Source organism: Bacillus sp. KNSH39 (genome assembly GCF_052656585.1).
Map to the genome: position 1 here is coordinate 5091024 of NZ_JBQXYO010000001.1, position 23957 is coordinate 5114980.

General features: G+C 36.1%; 25 protein-coding genes and 3 pseudogenes. 14 read left to right on the plus strand and 14 right to left on the minus strand.

Annotation, left to right across the window (positions count from 1 at the left end; genetic code table 11):
* Nucleotides 1–24: 24 nt before the first annotated feature.
* The 7 genes and pseudogenes from ACUL40_RS26125 to ACUL40_RS26155 all read right to left on the minus strand — a co-directional run bounded on the left by ACUL40_RS26125 (nt 25) and on the right by ACUL40_RS26155 (nt 7505).
* The gene (locus ACUL40_RS26125) at nt 25–1413 is read right to left on the minus strand and encodes a peptidase G2 autoproteolytic cleavage domain-containing protein (protein WP_000730518.1); all 1389 of its coding nucleotides are present in this window, start codon (nt 1411–1413) and stop codon (nt 25–27) included.
* 136 nt (nt 1414–1549) lie between these two features.
* Entirely contained in the window at nt 1550–2290 is a 741-nt protein-coding gene (gene prpE, locus ACUL40_RS26130; RefSeq protein ID WP_033695708.1) for a bis(5'-nucleosyl)-tetraphosphatase PrpE, read from the minus strand.
* Nucleotides 2291–2366: 76 nt separating this feature from the next.
* Nucleotides 2367–3526: pseudogene (locus ACUL40_RS26135) on the minus strand (FtsW/RodA/SpoVE family cell cycle protein).
* 238 nt (nt 3527–3764) lie between these two features.
* Nucleotides 3765–4691, minus strand: coding sequence for a glycosyltransferase family 2 protein (locus ACUL40_RS26140; protein ID WP_000980807.1), 927 nt, complete (start codon nt 4689–4691; stop codon nt 3765–3767).
* 13 nt (nt 4692–4704) lie between these two features.
* The gene (locus ACUL40_RS26145; RefSeq protein WP_001288765.1) at nt 4705–5457 is read right to left on the minus strand and encodes a class I SAM-dependent methyltransferase; all 753 of its coding nucleotides are present in this window, start codon (nt 5455–5457) and stop codon (nt 4705–4707) included.
* Between the two features lie 183 nt (nt 5458–5640).
* Nucleotides 5641–6486, minus strand: coding sequence for a TylF/MycF family methyltransferase (locus ACUL40_RS26150; RefSeq protein ID WP_445422684.1), 846 nt, complete (start codon nt 6484–6486; stop codon nt 5641–5643).
* Nucleotides 6487–6608: 122 nt separating this feature from the next.
* On the minus strand, nt 6609–7505 hold the full coding sequence (locus ACUL40_RS26155) for a BclA C-terminal domain-containing protein (protein ID WP_445423156.1): 897 nt from the start codon (nt 7503–7505) through the stop codon (nt 6609–6611).
* A gap of 165 nt (nt 7506–7670) precedes the next feature.
* Between ACUL40_RS26155 and ACUL40_RS26160 the strand changes: the two genes are divergently transcribed.
* From ACUL40_RS26160 to ACUL40_RS26205, 10 genes are all read left to right on the plus strand, one after another.
* Complete coding sequence (locus ACUL40_RS26160; protein ID WP_050228929.1) at nt 7671–8768, plus strand: glycosyltransferase; 1098 nt, start codon at nt 7671–7673, stop codon at nt 8766–8768.
* A gap of 211 nt (nt 8769–8979) precedes the next feature.
* On the plus strand, nt 8980–9669 hold the full coding sequence (locus ACUL40_RS26165) for a class I SAM-dependent methyltransferase (protein WP_050228927.1): 690 nt from the start codon (nt 8980–8982) through the stop codon (nt 9667–9669).
* Nucleotides 9666–10352, plus strand: a complete 687-nt coding sequence (locus ACUL40_RS26170) for a glycosyltransferase family protein (RefSeq protein WP_025709871.1) — start codon at nt 9666–9668, stop codon at nt 10350–10352. Before ACUL40_RS26165 ends, ACUL40_RS26170 begins: the two co-directional genes overlap by 4 nt.
* Nucleotides 10353–10366: 14 nt before the next feature.
* Nucleotides 10367–11047, plus strand: coding sequence for a glycosyltransferase family protein (locus tag ACUL40_RS26175; protein WP_060634678.1), 681 nt, complete (start codon nt 10367–10369; stop codon nt 11045–11047).
* Nucleotides 11048–11061: 14 nt separating this feature from the next.
* Complete coding sequence (locus ACUL40_RS26180; protein ID WP_000676156.1) at nt 11062–11799, plus strand: sugar phosphate nucleotidyltransferase; 738 nt, start codon at nt 11062–11064, stop codon at nt 11797–11799.
* A gap of 8 nt (nt 11800–11807) precedes the next feature.
* Nucleotides 11808–12353, plus strand: a complete 546-nt coding sequence (rfbC, locus tag ACUL40_RS26185; protein WP_000869416.1) for a dTDP-4-dehydrorhamnose 3,5-epimerase — start codon at nt 11808–11810, stop codon at nt 12351–12353.
* Between the two features lie 15 nt (nt 12354–12368).
* Nucleotides 12369–13337, plus strand: a complete 969-nt coding sequence (gene rfbB, locus ACUL40_RS26190) for a dTDP-glucose 4,6-dehydratase (protein WP_001024160.1) — start codon at nt 12369–12371, stop codon at nt 13335–13337.
* A 15-nt stretch (nt 13338–13352) separates the two neighbouring features.
* Nucleotides 13353–14207, plus strand: coding sequence for a dTDP-4-dehydrorhamnose reductase (rfbD, locus tag ACUL40_RS26195; protein WP_000664653.1), 855 nt, complete (start codon nt 13353–13355; stop codon nt 14205–14207).
* Nucleotides 14208–14315: 108 nt separating this feature from the next.
* A complete protein-coding gene (gene fabI, locus ACUL40_RS26200) occupies nt 14316–15086 on the plus strand; it encodes an enoyl-ACP reductase FabI (RefSeq protein WP_000421886.1) in 771 nt (256 codons plus the stop codon).
* Between the two features lie 141 nt (nt 15087–15227).
* Entirely contained in the window at nt 15228–15776 is a 549-nt protein-coding gene (locus ACUL40_RS26205; protein ID WP_167316553.1) for a spore coat CotO family protein, read from the plus strand.
* Between the two features lie 48 nt (nt 15777–15824).
* Here ACUL40_RS26205 and exsY read toward each other — a convergent pair whose 3' ends face one another.
* The gene (exsY, locus tag ACUL40_RS26210) at nt 15825–16289 is read right to left on the minus strand and encodes an exosporium assembly protein ExsY (protein ID WP_001277740.1); all 465 of its coding nucleotides are present in this window, start codon (nt 16287–16289) and stop codon (nt 15825–15827) included.
* A gap of 125 nt (nt 16290–16414) precedes the next feature.
* Between exsY and ACUL40_RS26215 the strand changes: the two genes are divergently transcribed.
* Entirely contained in the window at nt 16415–16774 is a 360-nt protein-coding gene (locus ACUL40_RS26215) for a DUF1360 domain-containing protein (RefSeq protein ID WP_000899662.1), read from the plus strand.
* Nucleotides 16775–16875: 101 nt separating this feature from the next.
* The gene (locus ACUL40_RS26220) at nt 16876–17061 is read left to right on the plus strand and encodes a hypothetical protein (RefSeq protein ID WP_029948404.1); all 186 of its coding nucleotides are present in this window, start codon (nt 16876–16878) and stop codon (nt 17059–17061) included.
* 75 nt (nt 17062–17136) lie between these two features.
* Here ACUL40_RS26220 and exsF read toward each other — a convergent pair whose 3' ends face one another.
* The 6 genes from exsF to ACUL40_RS26250 form a co-directional block, all read right to left on the minus strand.
* A complete protein-coding gene (exsF, locus tag ACUL40_RS26225; protein WP_000492939.1) occupies nt 17137–17640 on the minus strand; it encodes an exosporium protein ExsF in 504 nt (167 codons plus the stop codon).
* A 167-nt stretch (nt 17641–17807) separates the two neighbouring features.
* Nucleotides 17808–18275 (minus strand): spore coat protein CotY, encoded by a 468-nt coding sequence (cotY, locus tag ACUL40_RS26230; RefSeq protein WP_001277719.1) that lies wholly within the window; start codon nt 18273–18275, stop codon nt 17808–17810.
* 143 nt (nt 18276–18418) lie between these two features.
* Nucleotides 18419–20485, minus strand: coding sequence for an ATP-dependent helicase (locus ACUL40_RS26235; protein ID WP_000191200.1), 2067 nt, complete (start codon nt 20483–20485; stop codon nt 18419–18421).
* A 100-nt stretch (nt 20486–20585) separates the two neighbouring features.
* Nucleotides 20586–21008, minus strand: a complete 423-nt coding sequence (locus tag ACUL40_RS26240; RefSeq protein ID WP_000543297.1) for a GNAT family N-acetyltransferase — start codon at nt 21006–21008, stop codon at nt 20586–20588.
* A 1-nt stretch (nt 21009) separates the two neighbouring features.
* Complete coding sequence (locus ACUL40_RS26245) at nt 21010–21528, minus strand: YjcG family protein (protein WP_000765863.1); 519 nt, start codon at nt 21526–21528, stop codon at nt 21010–21012.
* Between the two features lie 93 nt (nt 21529–21621).
* Nucleotides 21622–22353 carry an alpha/beta hydrolase gene (locus ACUL40_RS26250; RefSeq protein ID WP_445422682.1) on the minus strand — a complete coding sequence of 244 codons (732 nt, stop codon included), beginning with the start codon at nt 22351–22353 and terminating at the stop codon, nt 21622–21624.
* 203 nt (nt 22354–22556) lie between these two features.
* Between ACUL40_RS26250 and ACUL40_RS26255 the strand changes: the two are divergent.
* A pseudogene (locus ACUL40_RS26255) lies at nt 22557–23467 on the plus strand (DMT family transporter).
* Between the two features lie 76 nt (nt 23468–23543).
* Nucleotides 23544–23940 (plus strand): annotated as a pseudogene (locus ACUL40_RS26260) (PH domain-containing protein).
* Nucleotides 23941–23957 lie beyond the last annotated feature (17 nt).

Sequence of the window (23957 nt, forward strand, 5' to 3'; positions counted from 1 at the left end):
TAAAGAATTTTGTTCCCTTTTTTCTTAGCGGAATAATATTAAAATTTGGTTTTCACCCGTACGCTTTATAACGAAAAATCCACTTTCGGCTTTTGTAGCAATGCCATTGTCATTTGGAAGACAAAATCCATGTGCTTCGCAAGTTCCGTCATCACGTACTAACATTTGTCCAATTAATCCGACAGGAAGCCACTCGGCGCGATCTTTTCTTGCTACATATTTGCGAGTTGGATCCCATTCTGTATTTAAAAGAGGTTGTATTTCTTCGGTTTCCGTCCATACATATTGGCGTTTTCCAAAGTTATCTGTTTTATAACGTTTTTCCCAACTTAAAGCCCCGCTATTTCCTATAAGGGCAGGGGTTGCACTAGATATTCCTAAAATGAACGAGTCGTGTGAAGTAGCTATCCGAATTTTTTCTTCGCTACTAAATGTAACGAAATAACCGACATCAATAGGTTTATGATCTTCGGTTTCAAACATTTGTGCAAAATCCGTTCCACTTGCATTGTAAGACGCACCCTCAATGTACATTTCTCCATTATGGGCAAGCCATTTAGCCCCGATATTATGGTCGGTGTCGCTTACACCATTTGCAATAAACCAAGAATAAGCTTCTTCTGCAGTGCCGAAGCGCCCCATAATATGGCTACCTGCAAAATGAGCTGTTGATGTATGATGACCTTCCGCATGAGAAGAGGATCCGTTAGCGATAGTTGCGGTTCCTTCTGCGTGTGCTGCTTCGCCTAAAGCAATCGTCTGTTTACCCTCTGCATGAGAATAAGCTCCGCCTGCTGTCGTTTCACTTCCCTCACTATGCGAACTATGTCCAGTTGCTTTTGAGTTTGATCCCTCTGCATGAGAGAAAGAACCTTTTGCGTGTGTTAATAAGCCTTCCGCATGTGCTGCCATGCCCTCCGCATGAGAGTGAAGCCCTTCCGCATATGCATATCGGCCGCCCCTTTTAACTTTTGTATTTTCAGGTGTAGGTGTCTCAATTATGAGTGGTTTTTCAGTTTGTATATCATTCGATGAAGCCAATGCCTCTTTTATTTTTTTTACTTTGTTTATAATAGCAGCTGGAATTTCTGGTTCCACTTTTTTATTTATTGCTACAGAAATATTTTCTTCCGTCTTTTCTTCTGTTTGATTAGAATGTATTACCTGTTCATCTTGATTTGAGAGCTGTTTATTTTTTTGTTGCATCTTTATTTTTCTGCGATCGATTATGCGGCTCATCACAGCATTTTCTAAAGAGACATATGTTGGTTTTACTTTGCTTTTTTTTGATGACTCTTGTTCTTCCAGTTCTTCTATCGCTGCAGCCCGAATACTACACCAGTTGTTAATTCCGTACATGGGCAGATATAAAGGGGGAAATTTTCTTTTTTGTTTAGAAGATTTTTTCTTCATTCTGTCACCTCCTGCGACATTATATGTAGTGTAATTAAAAAAAGATGCACTTTATTGCATCTTTTTTTAATTACTTTACCTAGTTTTATATGAGATCTGCCTAAATAATACGGTAATCTTTCGCTAAGTAAGGTAGTTATGAAATTGGACGGAATTTCTCAGCGACAAAAGGTAAAGAAGAAGGAACAGAGATAGTCTCCATTTCAGGATAACGTAATCCGGTTAATTTGCCACCAAATACAGCACCAGTATCAATATTGACTGTCTGATTGACGAATCGAGGTTCTGCTACTGGTGTATGTCCATATACAATCCAAGCTTGCCCCTTGTACTCTTGCGCCCAATCGCGACGGACAGGTGAGCCATCGGCATGCTTTTCTCCTGTAATATCGCCATATAATACAAAGGTTTGTACTTTTTTATCTCGTCTTCCTATGTAATCTTGCCGAATCCCAGCGTGACATACGATTACTCTTTTTTCATCTAGTATGTGGTAGAGGGGTGATTGTTCATAAAGAGTGATAAACTTTTCTTTTATAATGATTTGCTTATGAGAAGGAAGTGCCTCATATTCAGCAACAGTTGTTTCAAGTCCGTGAGCGACTGTTACATTACGCCCAAGGAAAAATCGATATAGTTTATTACAGTGATTTCCAGGAGCGTAATAAGCTTCTTTTTTATGTATGACAAGTTCCCATACAATTTCAATCATACGTAATGAATGAGGACCACGGTCTGTAATATCGCCAACGAATGCAAGTTTACGTTGGTCAGGGTGAACCGGTAGACCGCTACTCCAGTTATATCCTAGCTTCTCTGTTAAATTTTGAAACTCTTGGAAGCATCCATGAATATCTCCTATAATGTCATATTTCATATTTAAACCTCCATCGTATTTTTCATTAGTATATCTAAAAAAGGATAGAGATAAAAATATAGCGTTTTTGTGTTGTTCATTTAAACATAAAGATTTTCGTTCTTGAGCGAACATTTAAAATGAATCCAATCGCAATCATGTATGTAAGCAGTGAACTTCCTCCGTAACTCATAAGAGGTAATGTTATCCCTGTAATGGGGAGTAATCCGATTGTCATCCCGATATTTTGGAATACTTGGAAAGTAAACATTCCGATTGTACCAGCGCAAATGTAACTACCGAAAGGGTCATTACTTTCTAAAGCAATATGAATCATTCGAAAAATGAGTAAGAAAAAAGAGAAATAATGACACTTGCGCCTAGAAATCCAAATTGTTCAGCGACATTAGTGAAAATAAAATCTGTATGTGGTTCTGGAAAATATACTTGTCCATTTTCCCACCCTTTTCCTTGCATTTCTCCGGATCCAGTCGCTAAGAATGCTTGTCTTAATTGATAGCCTTGTGCATCATATTTGTAAGGTGCTAACCATCCGTAGAAGCGATTTAATTGATATTCTTTTAAAATGTGTGCTTTAAAGAAATCTGTGTGAGTAAAAAAAATATATATTAATGTAGATCCAGCAACGAAAGTACCTGAAACTAATCCAAAAATAAAACGCCATCGTATGCCAGAAACTAGTATCATTGCTGCAAGCATCGCTGAAATGACCATTGTGTTTCCTAAATCTGGTTCTTTTGCAATAAGTAGTAGTGGTGGCAAGCTTGTCGCAAATATTTTTCCAAGTAGTAAAAAATCATCATGTATCGTTTGGGAAAAATATTTCTCATTATGATTTGCTATAATTCGTCCAATGACGATAATTAAAAACAATTTCATAATTTCAGAAGGCTGAAAATTTCCGATGCCTGGGAGCCTGTACCAAGCGGTAGCGCCTTTAATTGTAACGGCACCTGGTACTTGAAGTTCTAGCCCAATAAGTAGTACCATTGCAAAGCTGTACAAATACCAAGCAATTTTTTGATAACGATCGAAGTCGATAATCATAATAACACCAATGGCTATAAATCCAATGAAATACCATTGGATTTGCTTTAGTACAAAATTGACGTTTTGTAAAAATGGCGGTAAAGAGGCTTGCGCACTTGCAATAGCACAACAACTAACAATCCCAATGGCAAATAAAATAAATAGTAATACGTAGTCTATTTGATATTGAGAATTTGGATCTTTCAATGTAGGTATTCCTTTCTACTGCTCTTTATAGTAATGGATTTTATCCCGCATTAATGGGCAGTAAGACCCCCACCTCAAAATTCAGCGAAAGCGAAGAAGTTAGGTGGGGGATCAACTGGCCGTAAAAGCCCGATTGGTGAGAGCTGATTAAAGTTTCACTTTATAGTATGAGAAAGAATGTATGAACTATACGAATGATTCACATATAGTCCATACACTTTTAATTTTGCAGAGTAGTTTAATTGTTTAGCTCTTTAATAATTATATCCAAACAATGAGAGAGACGTACATGTGCGTCAGGAAAAATATCTAGTTGATGAAGATAGTATTTTAAGGAACTTTTACACCATTGGTAAGCACTAAGTAGAGCTGCTCTATAGTCCGTAGTATTTTGTAAAAAGCCATATTCTTTTGCTGTTATAACAAGGTGTGTGAAATCTTCACAACCTTGAAGGAGCTTATTGTGTATTTGTTGTCCAGCATGGTAGCGAAATTGACTTAAAGGCTCAGAAATGTATATTGCATTTCCTTTAGAAAGTAAAGAAATCCATGAGGCCATATCAACACTACAAGAATATTGTCGCTCTTTAAGGGTGCCAAAAGGTTCAGTGAGCAATTCCTTTCGGAACAAAGTAGTTGTAGGCTCACCGATAATGTTGTGTCCGCCCTTTAACATCCAATTACCTAAAAATATCCCGTTTAATGGGGTGTCTTCACTATATAACCTTTGTGTTGGATGGGAATCACCTATTAGATTTCCATGATCATCAATGCGTACTCGATAAGAAGTAACAAGAGCAAGATTTTTATTGGGATCTTGCTCAAAATAGGTCATCATTTTTTGTATTTTATGCTTATAAAACACGTCATCGTCCATTAAAAAATTTATATACTCACCATTTGATTTTTCTATGAGCATAAGGTCATTGTGAAATTGTCCTAGAGTAGGGGTATTTCGAATGTATGTTATATTTTTATAATTTGGTAAGTATTGTTCACGTATTAAAGTTGCTGTTTCATCATTTGTACTATCATCTCCGATGATGATTTCAATATTTGAATAAGTTTGTGCCAATGCACTTTCTAGAGCAATTTTGAAATAATGAGGCCGATTATAAGTAGGAATAAGGATGGAAACGAGAGGTGGATTTTTTTCATTCATCATACATAACTTCCTTTCAGAAGCTTTTTTTTGTAAGAACAATATCTTGGTAACTTGTATATTCATGTCTGCCGCACCATAAACCGTAATGCGGCTTATTGATTATTTCTAGGCCGTATTTATTCAATAGATTGCAAATATCTGTCTCAGGATAAGCAACTGCGAAATTCGGAATATCTTTATTTACAACGTAGCAATTTTCGATTCGATGATAAAAACCTAATGTACTTTGTCCTGCATTTAAATAATAGGACGATTCAGGGTTTATAAGAAAGAATGTAATGAAACATCTCCCGTCTTTTTTTAATACACGTACAATTTCAGATACGTAATGTTCTAATTCTTTTGGGAGAAGATGTGTAAATACAGAAGTTAAAAAGATAAAATCGAATGTTCCGTCTTCATAGGGAAAACGATATTGAGAGGCATCTTCTTTTCCTTCCGGATTATAGAATTGATTGTATATGTCAACATGTTCAAAGTGAAAATTATTACGCATAGTTGAAATGTTATTTTGACACCAAGTAATTCCATCTTTAAACAAATCAAATCCATAATACGCTCCATCATCATTTAAGTAATTCATTAATGGTACAGCCATTCGGCCGACACCGCAGCCTACATCTAATACTTTTTCATTTGATTTTAAAGCGCCAATTTGAATAAAATGCTTTAGGAACTCTTTTCCAACCTTTTTGAAGTCGCCACCTACATATTGGACGAGTTCAGGAGGGGGGAGTAAAGTCATTTCTTTGTTAAATTCGCTCATGAGTATACCCCTTTCTTATGTGAGAATATGCAGTAACTCTATTAATGAAATTTTCAATTTGTAGTGAGAGAACACAGGAAAACAATTATTATATGTAGGGAGATTCCGAAAAAGAATACTTAATTGGATCAGAAGTAAGAGAAGAATGAGTGAAAATGGAATCTCCTATAGATTAAATCTTTTTTATTCTTTTCTCCAATAAACGCCAAATACATCAATTTTAGTAATAGGGGCTTTTAAATTCCGTTGATTTCTAAAGTCTGTCACAGCCTCAGCGCATGGTGGTAGCCCGTAGTCATCGATAATTATATAGCCACCTTTAGAAACTTTATCATATAAGTTCACGAGACCATCCATGGTGGATTCATACATATCACCATCAAGCCGTGCAATTGCTATTTTTTCAATTGGTGCTGTTGGTAAAGTATCTTTAAACCAACCTTTTAAAAATTTCACTTGATCATTTAGTAAATCATATTTTTTGAAATTCTCTTGTACTTGTTCTAAAGAGACGCGTAAGTAATCGAATGTGTGTAAATAATCACCGTAATCTTTTGGATATTGCTCTAGATTCGGTGCTGGCAAACCTTCAAATGAATCTGCAACCCACACATTACGATCCGTAATGTTGTTTGCTTGTAAAAAACCATTCATAAAAATGCATGATCCTCCGCGCCATACACCTGTTTCAATAAAATCACCTTCTATATTTTCACGAACAACGGTTTCCATCGCCTCTTGTAATTGGTTCATACGTTCTCGACCAATCATGCTATGTGCTGCTCTTGGCCAATCCATTCCATCATGACGTTCACTTTTTGAGACATTTGGTTTTACAATTTTTAAGTTATGGTTTTCGGCATATTGCTTAATGAATAAAGGGAGGGGGACTGTAACTGGTTCGAATTCTAGTTCTTTCGAAATATGTAGAGATGCGGGTAAGTATGCCTCATATTCTAACCATATTTCAAATAAAATTGTCTTCTTTAGCAATTCGAGATAAAGCTGAATAGCAGATTTACTTTCCATATTTGTGCCTCCTGCAAAATGTCATACAACAATATGATTATGTAGGTACCGAATGTTTCATGATTGAATTTGAAATTGAAAAAAGCAGTAAAACTGATATCAGTTTTACTGCTAAGTAAAAATTAAGCAACCTTTTCAATAATAATGGATGCACTCGTGCCAAGAGCTAATGATAGCCCAAGCCCTGTAACAATTACTTCAACTAATGATGGAGTTGTCGTAATTTGCGTAATTGCTTGAATAACGATAGGTGCTCCGAGTGAGATTAAACTCGATCCAGTACCTGGTACAGGTACTCCATTCACTTGGATTGTAAGACCTCCTAATAGACTTGCAGTTGCAGTGTTAGCGATAACAGTGATTTTATAGAATCCAGTTTCACTAATTACGAAAGTATCAGCATCTAATTGAGAAATTGCTGTACCAAACTGAGATCCAACAGTATTAAATGGTACTGGATCATTAATTCCTAAATCTAAAGAAATCCCACCGGAGTTAAATGCGTATAGTCCTGCTGGAAGTCCTAGTCCTGATGGTCCAGTCGGTCCAGTCGGTCCAGTAGCCCCAGTCGGTCCAGTAGCTCCAGTGTCACCAGTCGGCCCCGTAGGTCCAGTAGCCCCAGTGTCACCAGTCGGCCCCGTAGGTCCAGTAGCCCCAGTGTCACCAGTCGGCCCCGTAGGTCCAGTAGCCCCAGTGTCACCAGTCGGCCCCGTAGGTCCAGTAGCCCCAGTGTCACCAGTCGGCCCCGTAGGTCCAGTAGTCCCAGTGTCACCAGTCGGTCCAGTCGGCCCCGTAGGTCCAGTCGGCCCAGTCGGCCCCGTAGGTCCAGTCGGTCCAGTTGGCCCGGTAGGTACAGTCGGCCCCGTAGGTCCAGTCGGCCCAGTCGGCCCGGTCGGCCCAGTCGGAAGGGTAAACGGTGGTATCGGTGGTAATGTAGGTCCTACAAGATTAGGGTCAAATGCACTAGCTGATAAAGATTCATCGGGATTTAATCCATTTGAATAATTATTATTTGACATAAATTCACCTCCATAAAGCGTTCATTATATAGTAGATGCAAAACCGAAAGAAAATGACACGGACATTTGAATTATTGAAAAGAAATCTTAAACTACTTGAACAATTTAAAAAAATGGAAAGTTTAGTATATGTATAACATATGATTGATTTGGAAGAGGGTGATTATGTTGAACAAGCAAGGAATTACAATTAGTTTATGTATGATTGTTCGAGATGAGGAGGAGACAATAGCCCGTTGTTTAGACACAGTTGAAAAAATTGTGGATGAAATTATAGTGGTTGATACAGGCTCCGTCGATCGAACGAAAGAAATCGTAGAGAAATACACTTCTAACATATATGATTTCCAGTGGATTGATGATTTTGCAGCAGCAAGAAATTTTTCTTTTTCAAAAGCGACGCAAGAGTATATATTGTGGCTAGATGCAGATGACGTATTATTAGAAGATGCTCAAGAAGCATTGAAACTTTTAAAAAGAGAATTAGATCCTAAAATTGATGCTGTTTCGATGCCTTATCATCTTGCAATGGATTCTAACGGGAAACCTTTATATTGTACAAAAAGAAATCGACTTGTAAAGCGTGAAAAACAATTTCAATGGTTTGGAAAGGTTCATGAGTATTTAGCTATTTCTGGTGAGGTTTTTAGTAGTAATGTTGCTATTACACATAAAAAAGAAAAAAAAGTAACAGATCGTAATTTGAAAATTTTTCAAAATACTGTAGCTGCAGGTGAAGAATTGAGTCCGAGAGATTTATTTTATTACGCAAATGAATCTACGGATAACCAAAAATATGATGATGCAGTTCTTCTATATGAAACATTTCTTAATCAAGACGAAGGATGGTATGAAGAAAAAATTTATGCATGTGGTAAGCTAGGAGATTGCTATGCGAAGCTCGGAATGTGGGAGAAGGCAATCGAATCTTGTGTGAAGTCGTTTCGGTATGACGTCCCTAGAGGAGAGAATTGTACAAGAATAGGATATATATATATGGAACAAGAAAAATATAATGAAGCGATATTTTGGTTTAAACTTGCAACGGAAGTACCAATGGCAACGGAAAGTCCTTTCCATAGTCCAGCTAGCTACACATGGCTACCCTATTTACAAATGTGTATTTGTTATAGCAGGTTAGGAGAGCAGGATAAAGCGTATTATTACAATGAATTAGCAGCTTCTTATGTTCCGAATAATGCTGCAATTGAATATAACCGTAAATATTTTCGGGGGGTTTTTGATAAACCATATAAAGTGTAATGGGTTTCGTTTTTTAGAAATGATGTATCTTTATTCTAACTCTAATAGATTGGTTATATATTAGAGTATCGGTAACGTAACCAATATAGATAAAAGATTTTATACTGCTATTTGTGGGCTAATAATCATTGGGGGATGAACAAAATCTGCACTTTATAGAATTCATATGAGATTTATATTTCTAATTCAATTTGCATAAGGAGTGTGTGAAATGAATCGCGAAAAAAGTTCTTTATATGAAGAAAAATCCGAGCATTATTATAATGCAGCGAATCCGAATTTATTAAAGCATATAAAAAAGGAATGGAAAGAAGTTCTTGATATTGGTTGCTCGAGCGGTGCATTGGGAGCGGCTATTAAAGAAAATGGTACACGTGTATCAGGAATTGAGGCATTTCCAGAGGCGGCAGAAAAAGCGAAAGAAAGACTAGATCATGTTATTTTAGGGGATATAGAAAAAATAGATCTTCCTTATGAGGAGGGACAATTTGATTGCATCCTATTTGGAGATGTATTAGAGCATTTATTTGATCCGTGGGCTGTGATAGAAAAAGTAAAGCCATATATAAAGAAAAATGGTGTGATTTTAGCAAGTATACCAAACGTTGCTCATATTTCAGTATTAGCTCCCTTACTTGCCGGAAATTGGACGTATACAGAATATGGTTTATTAGATAAAACACATATTCGTTTCTTTACATTTAATGAAATGCTAAGAATGTTTTTAAAAGCAGGATATGTTATTAGTAAAGTAGATCGTGTATATGTTGATCATAAAATGTATGAGCCGCTTATTGAGGAGTTATATGGAATTTGTAAAAAATATCGTCTTGGAAGTGGCTTCATGGCTGAGACAGTTGTATTTCAGTATATTATTGAAGCTGAAAAATCACAATTATGAGTACTGCAGACAAAACAATATTATTTGTTACATGTATAAATGATCGGAAATTGTATGCAAACTGCGTTCGACATATATTGCAATTGTTAGTACCGCCAGGGTATATTGTACAATTTATGCCGATTCGAAATGCGAAAAGTATGACGAGTGGATACAATCAAGCCATTTCGCATCCAGCGAAGTATAAAGTGTATTTACATCAAGATGTTTTTATTATAAATAGGGCTTTTTTATACGGATTACTTCAATTATTTGAGGAACATGAACACCTTGGTATGATTGGGATGGTTGGAGCGCAATATGTTCCTCCGACTGGTGTATGGAACGAAGGGCGTGGAATTGTAGGAAAGGTCATTGGTTATATGAATGATTTGTTTTATATGGCAAGTTTAGAACAACCGTATCATGAATCAAAAACATTTATTCCTGTAGAATGTATTGATGGTTTATTAATGGCCACACAATATGATGTTCCGTGGCGAGAAGACTTATTTGACGGATTTGATTTTTATGATGTATCTCAATCATTTGAATTTAGAAAAGCAGGATATACAGTTGGTGTACCTGTACAGCGTGATGCTTGGTGTATCCATTATCATTTTGATGTGAATATGACGAACTATGAAAAATATCGGAAAATATTTGTGGAACAATATATGTCAGATGTAAATAAGGAAGAATAAAAGGGGGGACAAAAATGAAAGATCATACAATATTAGTCGTTATCTGTGTAAATAATGAGGAGCTTTTCAAACAATGTGAGAGCCAAATAAGAAACATTTTTGTTCCCCCAGGTTATGTCGTGCAAATTTTTCCGATACGAGATGCACAAAGTATGGCAAGTGCATACAACCGAGCCCTTTCATATCCAGCGAAATACAAAGTGTATATACATCAAGATACATATCTTATTAATCGAGACATGTTTTCTACACTTATATCTCTTTTTAAAGAAAATGAAAAGCTTGGTTTAATAGGAGTCGCTGGGGCTCAGTTTTTACCGAATAACGGGATATGGTGGGAAGGAAAAAATTTAGTAGGGAAAGTGATTGAGTATAGAAGACAGAATTATCAATTATTAAATTTAGATCAGGTTTTTTATGGTAATCAACCATTTTTGTCAGTTCAGGCAATTGATGGCTTATTCATGGCAACGCAGTATGATATTCCGTGGCGAGAAGATTTGTTTCAAGGGTTTCACTTTTATGATGTGTCACAGTCTTTAGAGTTTCAAAGGGCTGGTTATTTAATTGGTATCCCAAATCAAGCAAATTTATGGTGTATTCATTACAACGGGGATGAGTTTGATGCGGATACATATGAGAAGTACCGGAAAGTGTTTGTAGAACATTACAAAGATATATTATCTCCATCATAAAGGAGAGATGCAAAGTGAAAGGAATTATTTTAGCAGGTGGCACTGGATCGAGATTATATCCAATAACGAAAGTAACGAATAAACATTTACTTCCTGTTGGTCGGTATCCAATGATTTATCATGCGGTATATAAGCTAAAACAATGCGATATTACAGATATTATGATTATTACAGGTAAAGAGCATATGGGGGATGTTGTTAGCTTTTTAGGGAGTGGTCATGAATTTGGGGTTTCCTTTACGTATCGTGTGCAAGATAAAGCGGGCGGGATCGCACAGGCGTTAGGGCTTTGTGAAGATTTCGTCGGGAATGATCGTATGGTAGTTATATTGGGGGATAATATTTTTTCAGATGATATTCTTCCGTATGTTGAAGAGTTTGCAAATCAAGAAGAAGGTGCGAAAGTGCTATTGCAATCTGTAGAAGATCCCGAAAGATTTGGCGTAGCACATATTCAAAACCGAAAAATAGTTGAAATTGAAGAAAAGCCGAAAGAGCCGAAAAGTTCTTATGCGGTTACGGGAATTTATTTGTATGATTCGAAAGTCTTTTCTTATATTAAAGAATTAAAACCTTCTGCGCGGGGAGAACTTGAAATTACAGATATAAATAATTGGTATTTAAAACGAGGGGTACTTACTTATAATGAAATGAGCGGTTGGTGGACTGATGCGGGAACTCATGCTTCGCTTCAAAAGGCGAATACGTTAGCGCGTGATATTAATTTTGGGAAACAGTTTAACGGAGAATAGGTGAGAATATGAAAGTTGTAGAAACAAATTTTACCGATGCAAAATTGTTAGAACCGAGGTTGTTTGGAGACGAGCGTGGCTTTTTTTCAGAGAGTTATAATAAGCAGGTGCTAGAAACATTAGGGATAACGTATTCATTTGTACAGGATAACGTATCTTATTCGGCTAAGGCAGGAACGATTCGGGGACTACACTTTCAAAAAAAACCGAAAGCACAAACGAAACTCATTCAAGTTATGCAAGGGGCAATTTATGATGTTATCGTTGATTTACGAAAAAAATCACCAACATTTAAACAATGGAAAGGATATATTTTAAGTGCAGATAACCATCGGCAATTACTAGTGCCAAAAGGGTTTGCGCATGGATTTTGCACGCTTGTTCCGCATACTATCGTTATGTATAAAGTAGATGAATATTATAGCGCAGAGCATGACTCAGGATTACTTTGGAAAGATAAAGATTTAGCAATTCCTTGGCCAGTAACCGATCCTATATTGTCCGATAAGGATCAGATATTACCATTATTAGAGGAATATGAAGATAGTTTTTAAGTAGGAGCGTTGTTTATGAATATATTAGTAACAGGTGGGGCTGGATTTATTGGAAGTAATTTCGTTCATTACATGCTACAAAGTTATGAAACATATAAAATTATTAATTACGATGCATTAACATATAGCGGGAATTTAAATAACGTAAAATCTCTTCTGGATCACCCGAATTACTCTTTTGTAAAGGGAGAAATTCAAAATGGAGAGCTATTAGAACACGTTATAAAAGAGCGGGACGTACAAGTGATTGTAAATTTTGCAGCTGAATCACATGTGGACCGTAGTATTGAAAATCCGATTCCTTTTTATGATACAAATGTAATTGGGACGGTCACTTTATTAGAACTAGTTAAAAAATATTCGCATATAAAACTTGTGCAAGTATCAACGGATGAAGTGTATGGCTCTTTAGGAAAAACAGGGAAGTTCACAGAGAAAACGCCGTTAGCTCCAAATAGTCCATATTCTTCAAGTAAGGCGAGCGCGGACATGATAGCTCTATCTTACTATAAAACATATCAATTACCGGTTATAGTAACGCGTTGTTCTAACAATTATGGACCGTACCAGTATCCTGAAAAATTAATTCCATTAATGGTTACGAATGCACTAGAAGGAAAAAAACTACCGTTATATGGTGATGGTTTAAATGTAAGAGATTGGTTACATGTAACGGATCATTGCAGTGCGATTGACGTTGTTTTGCATAAGGGACGTGTCGGAGAAGTATATAATATAGGTGGAAATAATGAAAAAACAAATGTAGAAGTTGTGGAACAAATTATTACTCTTTTAGGAAAAACAAAAAAAGACATTGAATATGTTACAGATCGTTTAGGGCACGATCGTCGTTATGCGATTGATGCAGAGAAAATGAAGAATGAATTTGATTGGGAACCGAAATATACGTTTGAACAAGGATTACAAGAGACGGTGAAATGGTATGAAAAGAATAAGGAATGGTGGAAACCACTAAAAGATTAGTAAGGGGCATGTTAAATGAAAGAGAGGGTTATCATAACAGGAGCAAACGGTCAATTAGGAAAGCAACTATTTGAAGAGTTAGACTCTGAAGAATATGATATATATCCATTTGATAAAAAGTTATTAGATGTGACAAATATATCCCGAATACAACAAGTGGTACAAGAAATAAAACCACATATAATTATTCATTGTGCTGCCTATACGAAAGTAGATCATGCGGAGAAAGAACAGGATCTTGCATATAGAATAAATGCAATCGGAGCTCGAAATGTAGCGGTTGCTTCACAATTAGTAGGGGCGAAGCTAGTTTATATTAGTACTGATTATGTATTTCAAGGCGCCAGACCAGATGGATACGACGAATTTCATAGTCCAGCGCCGATAAATATATATGGGGCCTCTAAGTATGCGGGGGAGCAGTTCGTCAAAGAGTTACATAATAAATATTTTATCGTTCGCACATCGTGGCTATATGGTAAATATGGGAATAATTTCGTGAAAACGATGATGCGATTAGGAAAAGAAAGAGATGAAATATCTGTTGTAGCGGATCAAGTTGGCTCTCCTACGTATGTGGCGGATTTGAATATGGTTATTAATAAGCTCATTCATACTTCTTTATACGGTACATACCATGTATCAAACAGAGGCTCATGCTCTTGGTTTGAATTTGCACAAAAGATATTTTCGTACGCCAATATGAAAGTGAATGTATTACCTGTTTCAACGGAAGAATTCGGGGCTGCGGCTGCGAGGCCCAAATATTCTATTTTTCAACATAACATGCTAAGATTAAATGGTTTTTCACAAATGCCGTCTTGGGAAGAAGGATTAGAGCGGTTTTTTATAGAAACCAAAAGTCATTAACAAATTTCTGTTAATGACTTTTTTGTTTGCCTTTAAGCGGTTTTATGGTACTATAATTATAGTATCAGGTACTAATAACAAGTATAAGTATTTCTGGGAGGATATATCATGGAACTATTACAAGGGAAAACATTTGTTGTTATGGGCGTTGCGAACCAAAGAAGTATTGCATGGGGAATAGCTCGCTCTTTGCATAATGCAGGTGCAAAATTAATATTCACATATGCAGGAGAACGTTTAGAAAGAAACGTTCGTGAATTAGCGGACACATTAGAAGGACAAGAATCACTTGTATTACCTTGTGATGTAACGAATGATGAGGAACTTACAGCTTGCTTTGAAACAATTAAACAAGAAGTAGGTACTATTCACGGTGTAGCACATTGTATTGCTTTTGCAAATCGCGATGACTTAAAAGGTGAATTTGTAGATACTTCTCGCGATGGATTTTTACTTGCACAAAATATTAGTGCATTCTCTTTAACAGCTGTAGCAAGAGAAGCAAAAAAAGTAATGACAGAAGGCGGAAATATTTTAACGTTAACATACCTTGGCGGCGAGCGCGTTGTGAAAAATTATAACGTTATGGGTGTTGCGAAAGCTTCATTAGAAGCGAGCGTGAAATATTTAGCGAACGATTTAGGTCAACACGGTATTCGTGTTAACGCTATTTCTGCAGGACCAATTCGTACGTTATCTGCAAAAGGTGTAGGCGATTTCAACTCAATCTTAAGAGAAATTGAGGAGCGCGCACCACTTCGTCGTACAACAACGCAAGAAGAAGTTGGCGATACAGCAGTATTCCTATTCAGTGATTTAGCTCGCGGTGTAACAGGAGAAAACATTCACGTTGATTCAGGGTATCATATCCTAGGATAAATATAATATTAAATTTTAAAGGACAATCTCTAAATGATGAGATTGTCCTTTTTATTTGTTCTGAGAAAGAACGATTTTTAACGAAAGTTCTTATCAGGTGATGAATATAACTATAATAGTACACGATTTATTTAGCTACGTATGGAAGTGGGAGGGACGAGTGTGAAGAATAAAAATAAAAGTTCAACAGTTGGAAAACCGTTGTTATATATCACGCAAGTAAGTTTAGAACTTGCTGCACCGAAAATAAAAAGGATTATTCTGACAAACTTTGAAAATGAAGATCAAAAAGAGCAAAGTAATAAACAAGAAAATATTGTAAGCAGTGCTGTGGAAGAGGTAATAGAGCAAGAACAACAAGAAGAGCAGCAAGTGGAAGAAAAAGTAGAAAAAATAGAAGAAAAAGAAGAACACGCAGAACAAGAAGAGGAAGAACTAGAACCAGTAAGAACTGTCCCGTATAATAAATCATTTAAGGATATGAATAATGATGAAAAAATTCATTTTTTACTAAACCGCCCTCATTACATTCCGAAAGTAAGGTGCAGAATAAAAACAGTTACAGTCTCATATGTTGGATCGATTATATCGTATCGGAATGGCATTGTATCTATTATGCCTCAAAATAGTATGAGAGATATTAGGTTGTCTATAGATGATATCCAATCGATTAGTATGGCCGGTTTTTAAATATGTAAAGGTGGTAGAAAGCTTCTACCACCCCAATAGTTTTTTAGTTTACTTAACGATAGAAACGTCGCGTAAGCATTGAATCGCACAGAAACAGCTTAAATCAACAGTAATACAAGTAGTTGTAGATATTAATCTTGCATTTGGTACAGCTAAAAACGTACAAATTGGATCGTCACCAGGTGGTACCGGAGAACTGTCACCTAAAACTACAGTTAATACACGTAGTACAGCACAGCTATCGTCATCTACACTTTCCACACGGAAAATTGGAGATCGGCAGCTAGTAAGGCTTGCAGATGGTGCGAATGCTTCAAAAGGTTCTCCAGTTTTTGTGTATAAAATAAAAGGGCGTGTATTAGCTACTGATGCAGTATTGTGTGCACCTAAGAATGGGATTTCACAACCAGATCCACATGTTGTTGTAGAACAATCTTGTAATTCATTGATGAATTTTACAACGTCAACTACACAATGAGAAGAGCCATGGTGTTTATTTTCGTTACAACTCATTAATGTCACTCCTTATCTTCTTGTTTGTATTTACATTAATAAGATATTGGAGTCGAGGAGATTTGGTCACAATCTCAAGACCTTTTTTTTTAAATAGGCGAAAGAGGATAAGGGAAGGTGGAATCATGCTGTTTACAAGCTGGCTTTTATTTTTTATTTTTGCGTTAGCTGCTTTTAGGCTCACTCGTTTAATTGTTTATGATAAAATTACAGCCTTTTTGCGAAGACCATTTATTGATGAATTAGAGATTACGGAGCCGGATGGAAGTGTATCAACGTTTACAAAAGTGAAAGGTAAAGGATTAAGAAAGTGGATTGGCGAATTGTTAAGCTGTTATTGGTGTACAGGTGTATGGGTTAGTGCTTTTTTATTAGTCTTATATAATTGGATTCCTATCGTTGCAGAACCGTTACTTGCATTATTAGCCATTGCAGGAGCAGCAGCAATCATTGAAACGATTACAGGATATTTTATGGGAGAATAATATATTTTCATAATAAGAGAAAAAGCGGAGTTTAAAAGAATGAGGGAACGGAAATAAAGAGTTGTTCATATAGTAAATAGACAGAATTGACAGTAGAGGAGATGTTTGCTGTGAGCAATAATCCAAGGCAAAATTCATATGACCTGCAGCAGTGGTATCATATACAGCAACAACACCAAGCACAACAACAGGCATATCAAGAACAATTACAACAACAAGGATTTGTGAAGAAAAAGGGATGCAATTGTGGGAAAAAGAAGAACACAATAAAACAATATGAAGAATGAAACACTCATGCTACTGTGAGTGTTTTTTATTATATATAAAAAGCGGTATTTCTGTATTAGAAATACCGCTTTTTACTAGCTAATTTGTGCAACTGTTAATGCTGCAGCACGAATGTCTACAGTTCCAATTAACTGAACTGGCACAATTTGAATTAAGTCACCAGGATTTAAGTTAATAAGAATAACACCGCTGGATACGTCTACTTCACCAGTACCAATAACGTTAGAACGAACTGCTGTACCTGATCCAGGAATAATGTTAGCTGGTGTATTTAATGATAAGAAGAAACGACCAGCTTCTGGTGCAACAGGTGAGTTATCAAGACTAATTGTTAATGTATAACTGATTTGATAAATACCAGCTCGTAGAATTCGAATGCCATCTCCGACACTTACTGTATCATTTATTACAGGAACAGTAATATTTGGGTTTGGACTTACGCTAGGTAATAATAGTGGTGTAAATAGTGAAGCAAACTGAGGTGCAGACGCGTTGAAAGCAAAACCAAAGGCAGGTAGTGTACTAGCTGGCTTCGCCTCGCAATCGATTTTAGTAAATTCGCAATCAGAAGAGAACATGTTTTTCACTCCTTTATCTGTTTCTACTTTCAGTTAATGAAAAGGACAGGTTCTATGTTCTAGACAAGTTCCCAATTTTAAGAAATTTACATAAGAATACTCTTTAAGCATGGATTGGGTGGCAGAATTATCTGCCACCCAATCCATGCTTAACTCATTATTTAGTTTTAAATAGAAACATCGCGTAAGCATTGAATAGCGCAGAAGCAACTTAAATCAACAGTAATGCAAGTGGAGGTTGATATTAGTCTTGCATTTGGTACAGCTAAAAACGTACAGATTGGGTCGTCACCAGGTGGTACAGCGGTACCATCACCTAAAACTACAGTTAATACACGCAATACAGCACAGTCATCATCATCTATACTTTCTACGCGGAAAATGGGAGATCTGCAGCTAGTAAGGCTTGAAGATGGTGCAAATGCTTCAAAAGGTTCTCCAGTTTTTGTGTATAAAATAAAAGGACGTGTATTCGCTACTGATGCATTGTTATGTGCACCTAAAAATGGAACTTCGCAACCAGATCCACATGTTGTCGTTGCACATTCTTGTAGTTCATGTATAAAACGAACAACATTCGATACACAGTTGAAATCACACTCATGTTGATGATCTTCATTACAATTGCAGCTCATTATGTTCACTCCTTCTCGTGAGTTCTGACATACACTATTACAATATGAGTGGAATATGGCTGATATTACGTTAATTCTCACGATAAAAACAAGGAATTTATATAGGAGGGATGTACATAACGTGATATAAAAAAAAGACATCCTTATTTAGTGGATGTCTTTTCAGGTAAATCTTTTCGCACAGTATATAAAAAACGAGATATATCTAATTTCTTTCCTCTGAAAAATTGCGGAGAAGAAATATAAAGTTCTTCTTTCGCACGTGTAATGGCGACATACAGTAATCGGCGTTCTTCTTCTAACGCTTCAGAAGTTTCCGTAACACGATCATTTGCATCTTTTAAAGAAGAAGTGTGGGGCAGGATTCCATCACTCGCTCCAAGTAAAAAGACACATGGAAATTCAAGGCCTTTTGCGTTATGGATTGACATAAGTGAAACGGCATCTTTTTGCGGCATTGTTTTTAATGCTTCCATTTCTTTTTGACCTTGAATCGCCTCGTCGATAAATTGTAAATAAGCTGGAATATCGGTGAAACGAGTTGCAGACTCCATTAATTCTTCCAACATTTCTTCTTGTATGTCTTTATGCATCGTAAAGGAAGAACGATCGTTACTTTGTAAGTATTCTAAATATTTTCCTTTACCATGAATGATTTCTTTTAATGCTTTTTTCGGTTCTAATTCTTTAATAAACTTAATAAAATCGATGCGCTCATTTACCTTTTTCACTTGAAAAGGTTTTAAGCTTGGGTTTAATAGTAAGAAATGAAGAAGAGAAGGGAAGCGACCCTCACCATATTTCCATTGTTCACGTTCAATAAATGAAATACAATCATCACGTCCGATATACATCGTCGGCAATATGTTTGAAAGTGATTCTAGTCGAAACGGCTCAATCACGAGTCTTAAATGATCTAATACAGGCTTGATTAAAGAATGTTCATAAAATGATTGGCTCGCCCCGTGTTTAATAAACGGGACTTTATGAATGGTAAGCTGATCAAGTAACGAACGACTTACAGAATGTGTGCGATACAGTAAACAAAAATCTTTATAGTTTCGGTCACCGCTATCTACTTTTTCTTGAATGAGCTGCAAAATTTGATTTGCTTCATCAAGAGTCGTAGCAGGTCTTGCATAAAAAGGTTGTACACCTTCTTCACGAACGGAGTATAGCTCTTTATCAAAACGTTCTTGATTTAATTTTATAACTTCATTTCCAAGCCCGACGATAAAGGGATTGGATCGATAATTCGTATTTAGTGCAATGATTGTTGTGTTATCAAATTCTTTTGGAAAAGATAAAATAATTTGGTGACTTGCCCCTCGCCAGCCATAAATTGCTTGATCATCATCACCTGCGATGAACAAATTATTTCTTGGCGTGGCTAACAATTTTACAATTTCATATTGTGCATAGGATGTATCTTGAAACTCATCTACTTCAATGTAGTGAAAACGTTGTTGTAATTGAGTTAGTAAAGGAGCATTATTTTCTAACATGTAATATGTTTCCAATAAGATGTCATCGAAATCAATATAATTGTATCGTTGTTTTACCTCTTCAAAACGTTCATATACTTCTTTAAATTCTTGTTCCACTGGTGTTTTCGCTTTTACATCTTTCGGACGATTTAATTTGTTTTTCTCAAGTGAAATCATCGCGAGCATCGTTTCCGCATCATAATCGTCTTTTAAACGCAATTCTTTTAAGATTTTCTTTATCATAATTTGTTTATGTTTTTCATTTGCTAAAATTTGCTGATTATAACCTTGACTACGAAGTAATTTTAAGAAAACAGAGTGGAATGTACCAGCAACAACGTAGCTACTTGCTGCATGATTCATACCTGGTAACTTCGCAACACGACTTCGGATTTCTTCAGCTGCTTTTTGTGTAAATGTAAGTAATAAAATATTTCGTGGATGAACTTGTTTTACATTTACTAAATAACCAACGCGAGTTGTTAAAACCGATGTTTTCCCGCTTCCAGCACCAGCTAGTGTAAGAACAGGACCTTCTGTTGTGCGCACGGCTTCTAATTGTTTTTCGTTTAAAAAAACATTTTGTTGTTCAAGAGCGCGGAAATAAGCCGCGTCTACATCTTCTTCCATAATTAAATGGGTAGATGTTTTCGGAATATGATATGTCGCACGCGGAATATCAGCGTGTGTTAACGATTTTTGTGAAAATTTTTCTTGTGTCATATGTTCACCTTCAAAACTATAGCATCAACATTTAACTTTAGCGGAAGAAAAAGAAAATAGCAATGTAAAAAAACAGGAGGGGTCACCTCCTGTTTTCAAATTACAATTTTTTTATCATTACAACGTGCGGGATATTTGCTTCCATAAATACATCAGAACTTGTTACATATCCAAGTTTTTTATAGAAATTTTCAGCATGTGTTTGAGCGTGAAGTTTCAATTTTGGTAGCGAATTTTCTTTTGCATACGCTTCAAGAGAATCCATAACAATTTTTCCAATCCCTTTTTTGCGATGGGAATTTAGCACGCAAATGCGTTCCATTTTTCCTATACCATCAAGGATGCGAAAACGTCCAGCACCAACTGGAACATCATTGTCATATATAACAACGTGTGTTGAAGTTTCTTCAAACTCATCGTACTCTTCTTCAGCAGAGACACGTTGTTCATTTACAAACACTTGTTTACGTACAGAGAATGCATCTCTTAGTTGTTCGTCCGTTTGTACAATCTGTGCGTGCAAATTAGTTGTTCCCCTTTCCAAGACGGAATGTTTCGTGTACAGTCCATGTTCCATTTTCTAATTGATATAGAAGATGGAAACGATCAATTGGTTGTTCGTAATAGAAATCTTTCATACGTAATCGGCCCAACACATCAGCATGCTCTGCATCTGATAAGCCTTGTCCGATTGTTAAATGAGGTACGAAAGCATATTCGCGTTCTTGCGTGAATAACCCGCTATGCATTTCTTCATTTAAGAAAGTAAGTTCAGGTGTTTTTTCTACTTTAAAGTAAAGGACGTTATTAACAGGTGCGAAAGAACCAACTTTCCCAACATGAAGGGTGAAAGGGTTCGTTTTACTTGCGATTGTATGTAACTCGTTTACAATCGACTCTAATTGTTCATCTTGCGCCTCAAAGGGTGTTTTCAATGTAATATGTGGCGGAACTAATGCGTAGTGCGGGTCATAACGTTTACGCAATCCGTTCGCTTTATCTTGAATCATTTTAGATGGAAAAATTACAATGCCTAATTTCATGTTCCAATTCCTCCCTTTGTAAGTCTAGTTAGATTTTGAGATAAATAAATCTCTTTATCTATTATATCAAATTATTCTGAATACTGCTCTCTATTATTTCATTGATAGAATATGAGAGAAGGCTTTCGTTAAATCAGTCTGCCAATATTTCCAAGTATGATTGCCTTCAAATTCCTCGTAATGCGTGATGAAGTTTCTATCTGTAAGAAGCGTATTTAACTCACGGTTCGGCCCTACGAAATCAGATACTTGTCCATCAGTACGCTTTACAGCCGTTTCTTCTGTACCGATGACGTGATACAGTTCTAACGCCTGTGGATCTTTGAATTCTTTTGCTAAGTTCATCACTGTCTCATCCACAAATGGTGATTGCATAACGACTTTACCGAATGTATGCGGATACATAAGTGCAGTCATAAAGGAAACTGTTCCGCCAAGAGAATCACCAATTAAAACACGACCTTTTCCCATTTGATACGTTGGATAATTTTCATCAATATATGGTGCAAGTTCATGAGCAAGGAAACGAATATATGCAGCATTTTTCACTTCATTTGGGAAATATTTTTCTTTACGATCATGTACATTTTTATATGGAATACCGACAATAATTGTACGGTCAATTTCTTCGGTTTCACGAAGGCGCTCAATTACACGGTGCGCTTTACCGAGCTGAAAATAATCTCTACCATCTTGTGCAATTACAACTGTATGTTTGTGCAGTGGTGTGTAATTTACTGGTAAATAAACGAGAAGTGTAACATCTTCTTGAAGTGATGCGCTATAAAATGAAATTTCTTCAATTCTCCCTATTGTTTGACTCATGTAGATCCCCCTAAATAAAAATTTACTGTAACGATTGTAAGAGCGACGCTTGTAGTGAAAAGGAAAGAAATATTCACTAATTGGTGCCTTAATTTCTATTTTACCATAATGGTACGAAGAATCTAAAAAATTAGTATTTAAGTTACGAAAGAAAACGGATATAATGAAGTGGGATTTTTGACAGGTGAGAGGGGAGACAGGATTTGAAACAAGAAAAATCAATCGCACTACCATTGGCTATTTCTATAATTGCCATTTCCTTTGCAGCAGTTTTTGTAAAGATGTCCTCAGCACCATCTTCAATATTAAGTATGTACCGCTTATGGATTATCGTACTTATTATGCTGCCTATCGTATGGAAAAAAGAGAGGAATTTAATAGGATTCAAATGAAAGATTGGGGCTTTTTAATTGGATCTGGTTTCTTTTTAGCACTTCATTTTCTTTTATGGTTTGAATCTTTAAAGCATACAACAGTTGCTAGTTCAACAATTATTTTGGCGCTTCAACCAATCGTATCTTTAGTTGGAGGTTTTTTTCTATTTAAAGAAAGAACAACATATTCAGCCATTGCAACGATGGGAATCGCTATTTTAGGAGTAATGTGCATTGGTTGGGGAGATTTAGGTTTAAGTAAGCAAGCAATTTATGGTGACATATTATCCTTTCTAAGTGTAATAGCGGTTGTCGGTTATTTATTTATCGGGCAAACGACAGTGAAGAAAGTATCGCACTGGATTTATAGCTTTACAGTCTTTGCGTTCGCAGGTCTTTTTATGGGGATTTATAATGTCATATTACAAGTTCCCTTTACAGGTTATACGAGGTGGGATTGGACTGTTTTTCTTTTACTTGCAATTGTGCCAACAGTGTCACATGTAATTAATAACTGGCTATTAAATTATGTAAATGCAACGACAATTTCAATGAGTATTTTAGGAGAACCTGTTGGAGCATCTATACTTGCGTTCTTCTTACTTGGAGAAAAATTAAATGCAATGCAAATTATCGGTAGCATGCTCGTATTGTTTGGTGTATCTGTTTTCTTACTGCAGCAACAAAAACGTACAGCAAAAAATGTCGTAAACGAGCCGGTGTATACACAGGAATTATAGTGTTAGGGGAGAAAAGAGAAGTTGTGATACTTCTCTTTTTGTTTTATAGAAATACGGGTGTAGAAGGGGGAGGAAAATGGAATTTCCATCAAAAAAAGATGTATGGTTACATCCAATTTTTTTTATTGTTGTAGGCGCCTGTTTTGCTCCTATATTTGCAGGGAGAGAATATTTCCTTTTGCTTTTTACAATTCCATTAGCAATGTTGTTTAGTTGGAGTTGATTTTTGGCAAAATATATTGCCGGGAAAGAAACAATTACGATTAGATCGGGTCTCGTTACAAAACGTATATTTATACGAGATATAAAACAAATTTCAAATACGAAAAATCCAATAGTAGCTCATGCATTATCATTTGAACGACTTGAAATTGTTTACGATACACATAAAAACAGAAATTATTTCTCCAAGAAATAAAGAACAATTTATTAACCTTGTAAAAAGTAAAAACTCAAATATTGAAACAAAGTAAAAGAGTGGCTACGAAGC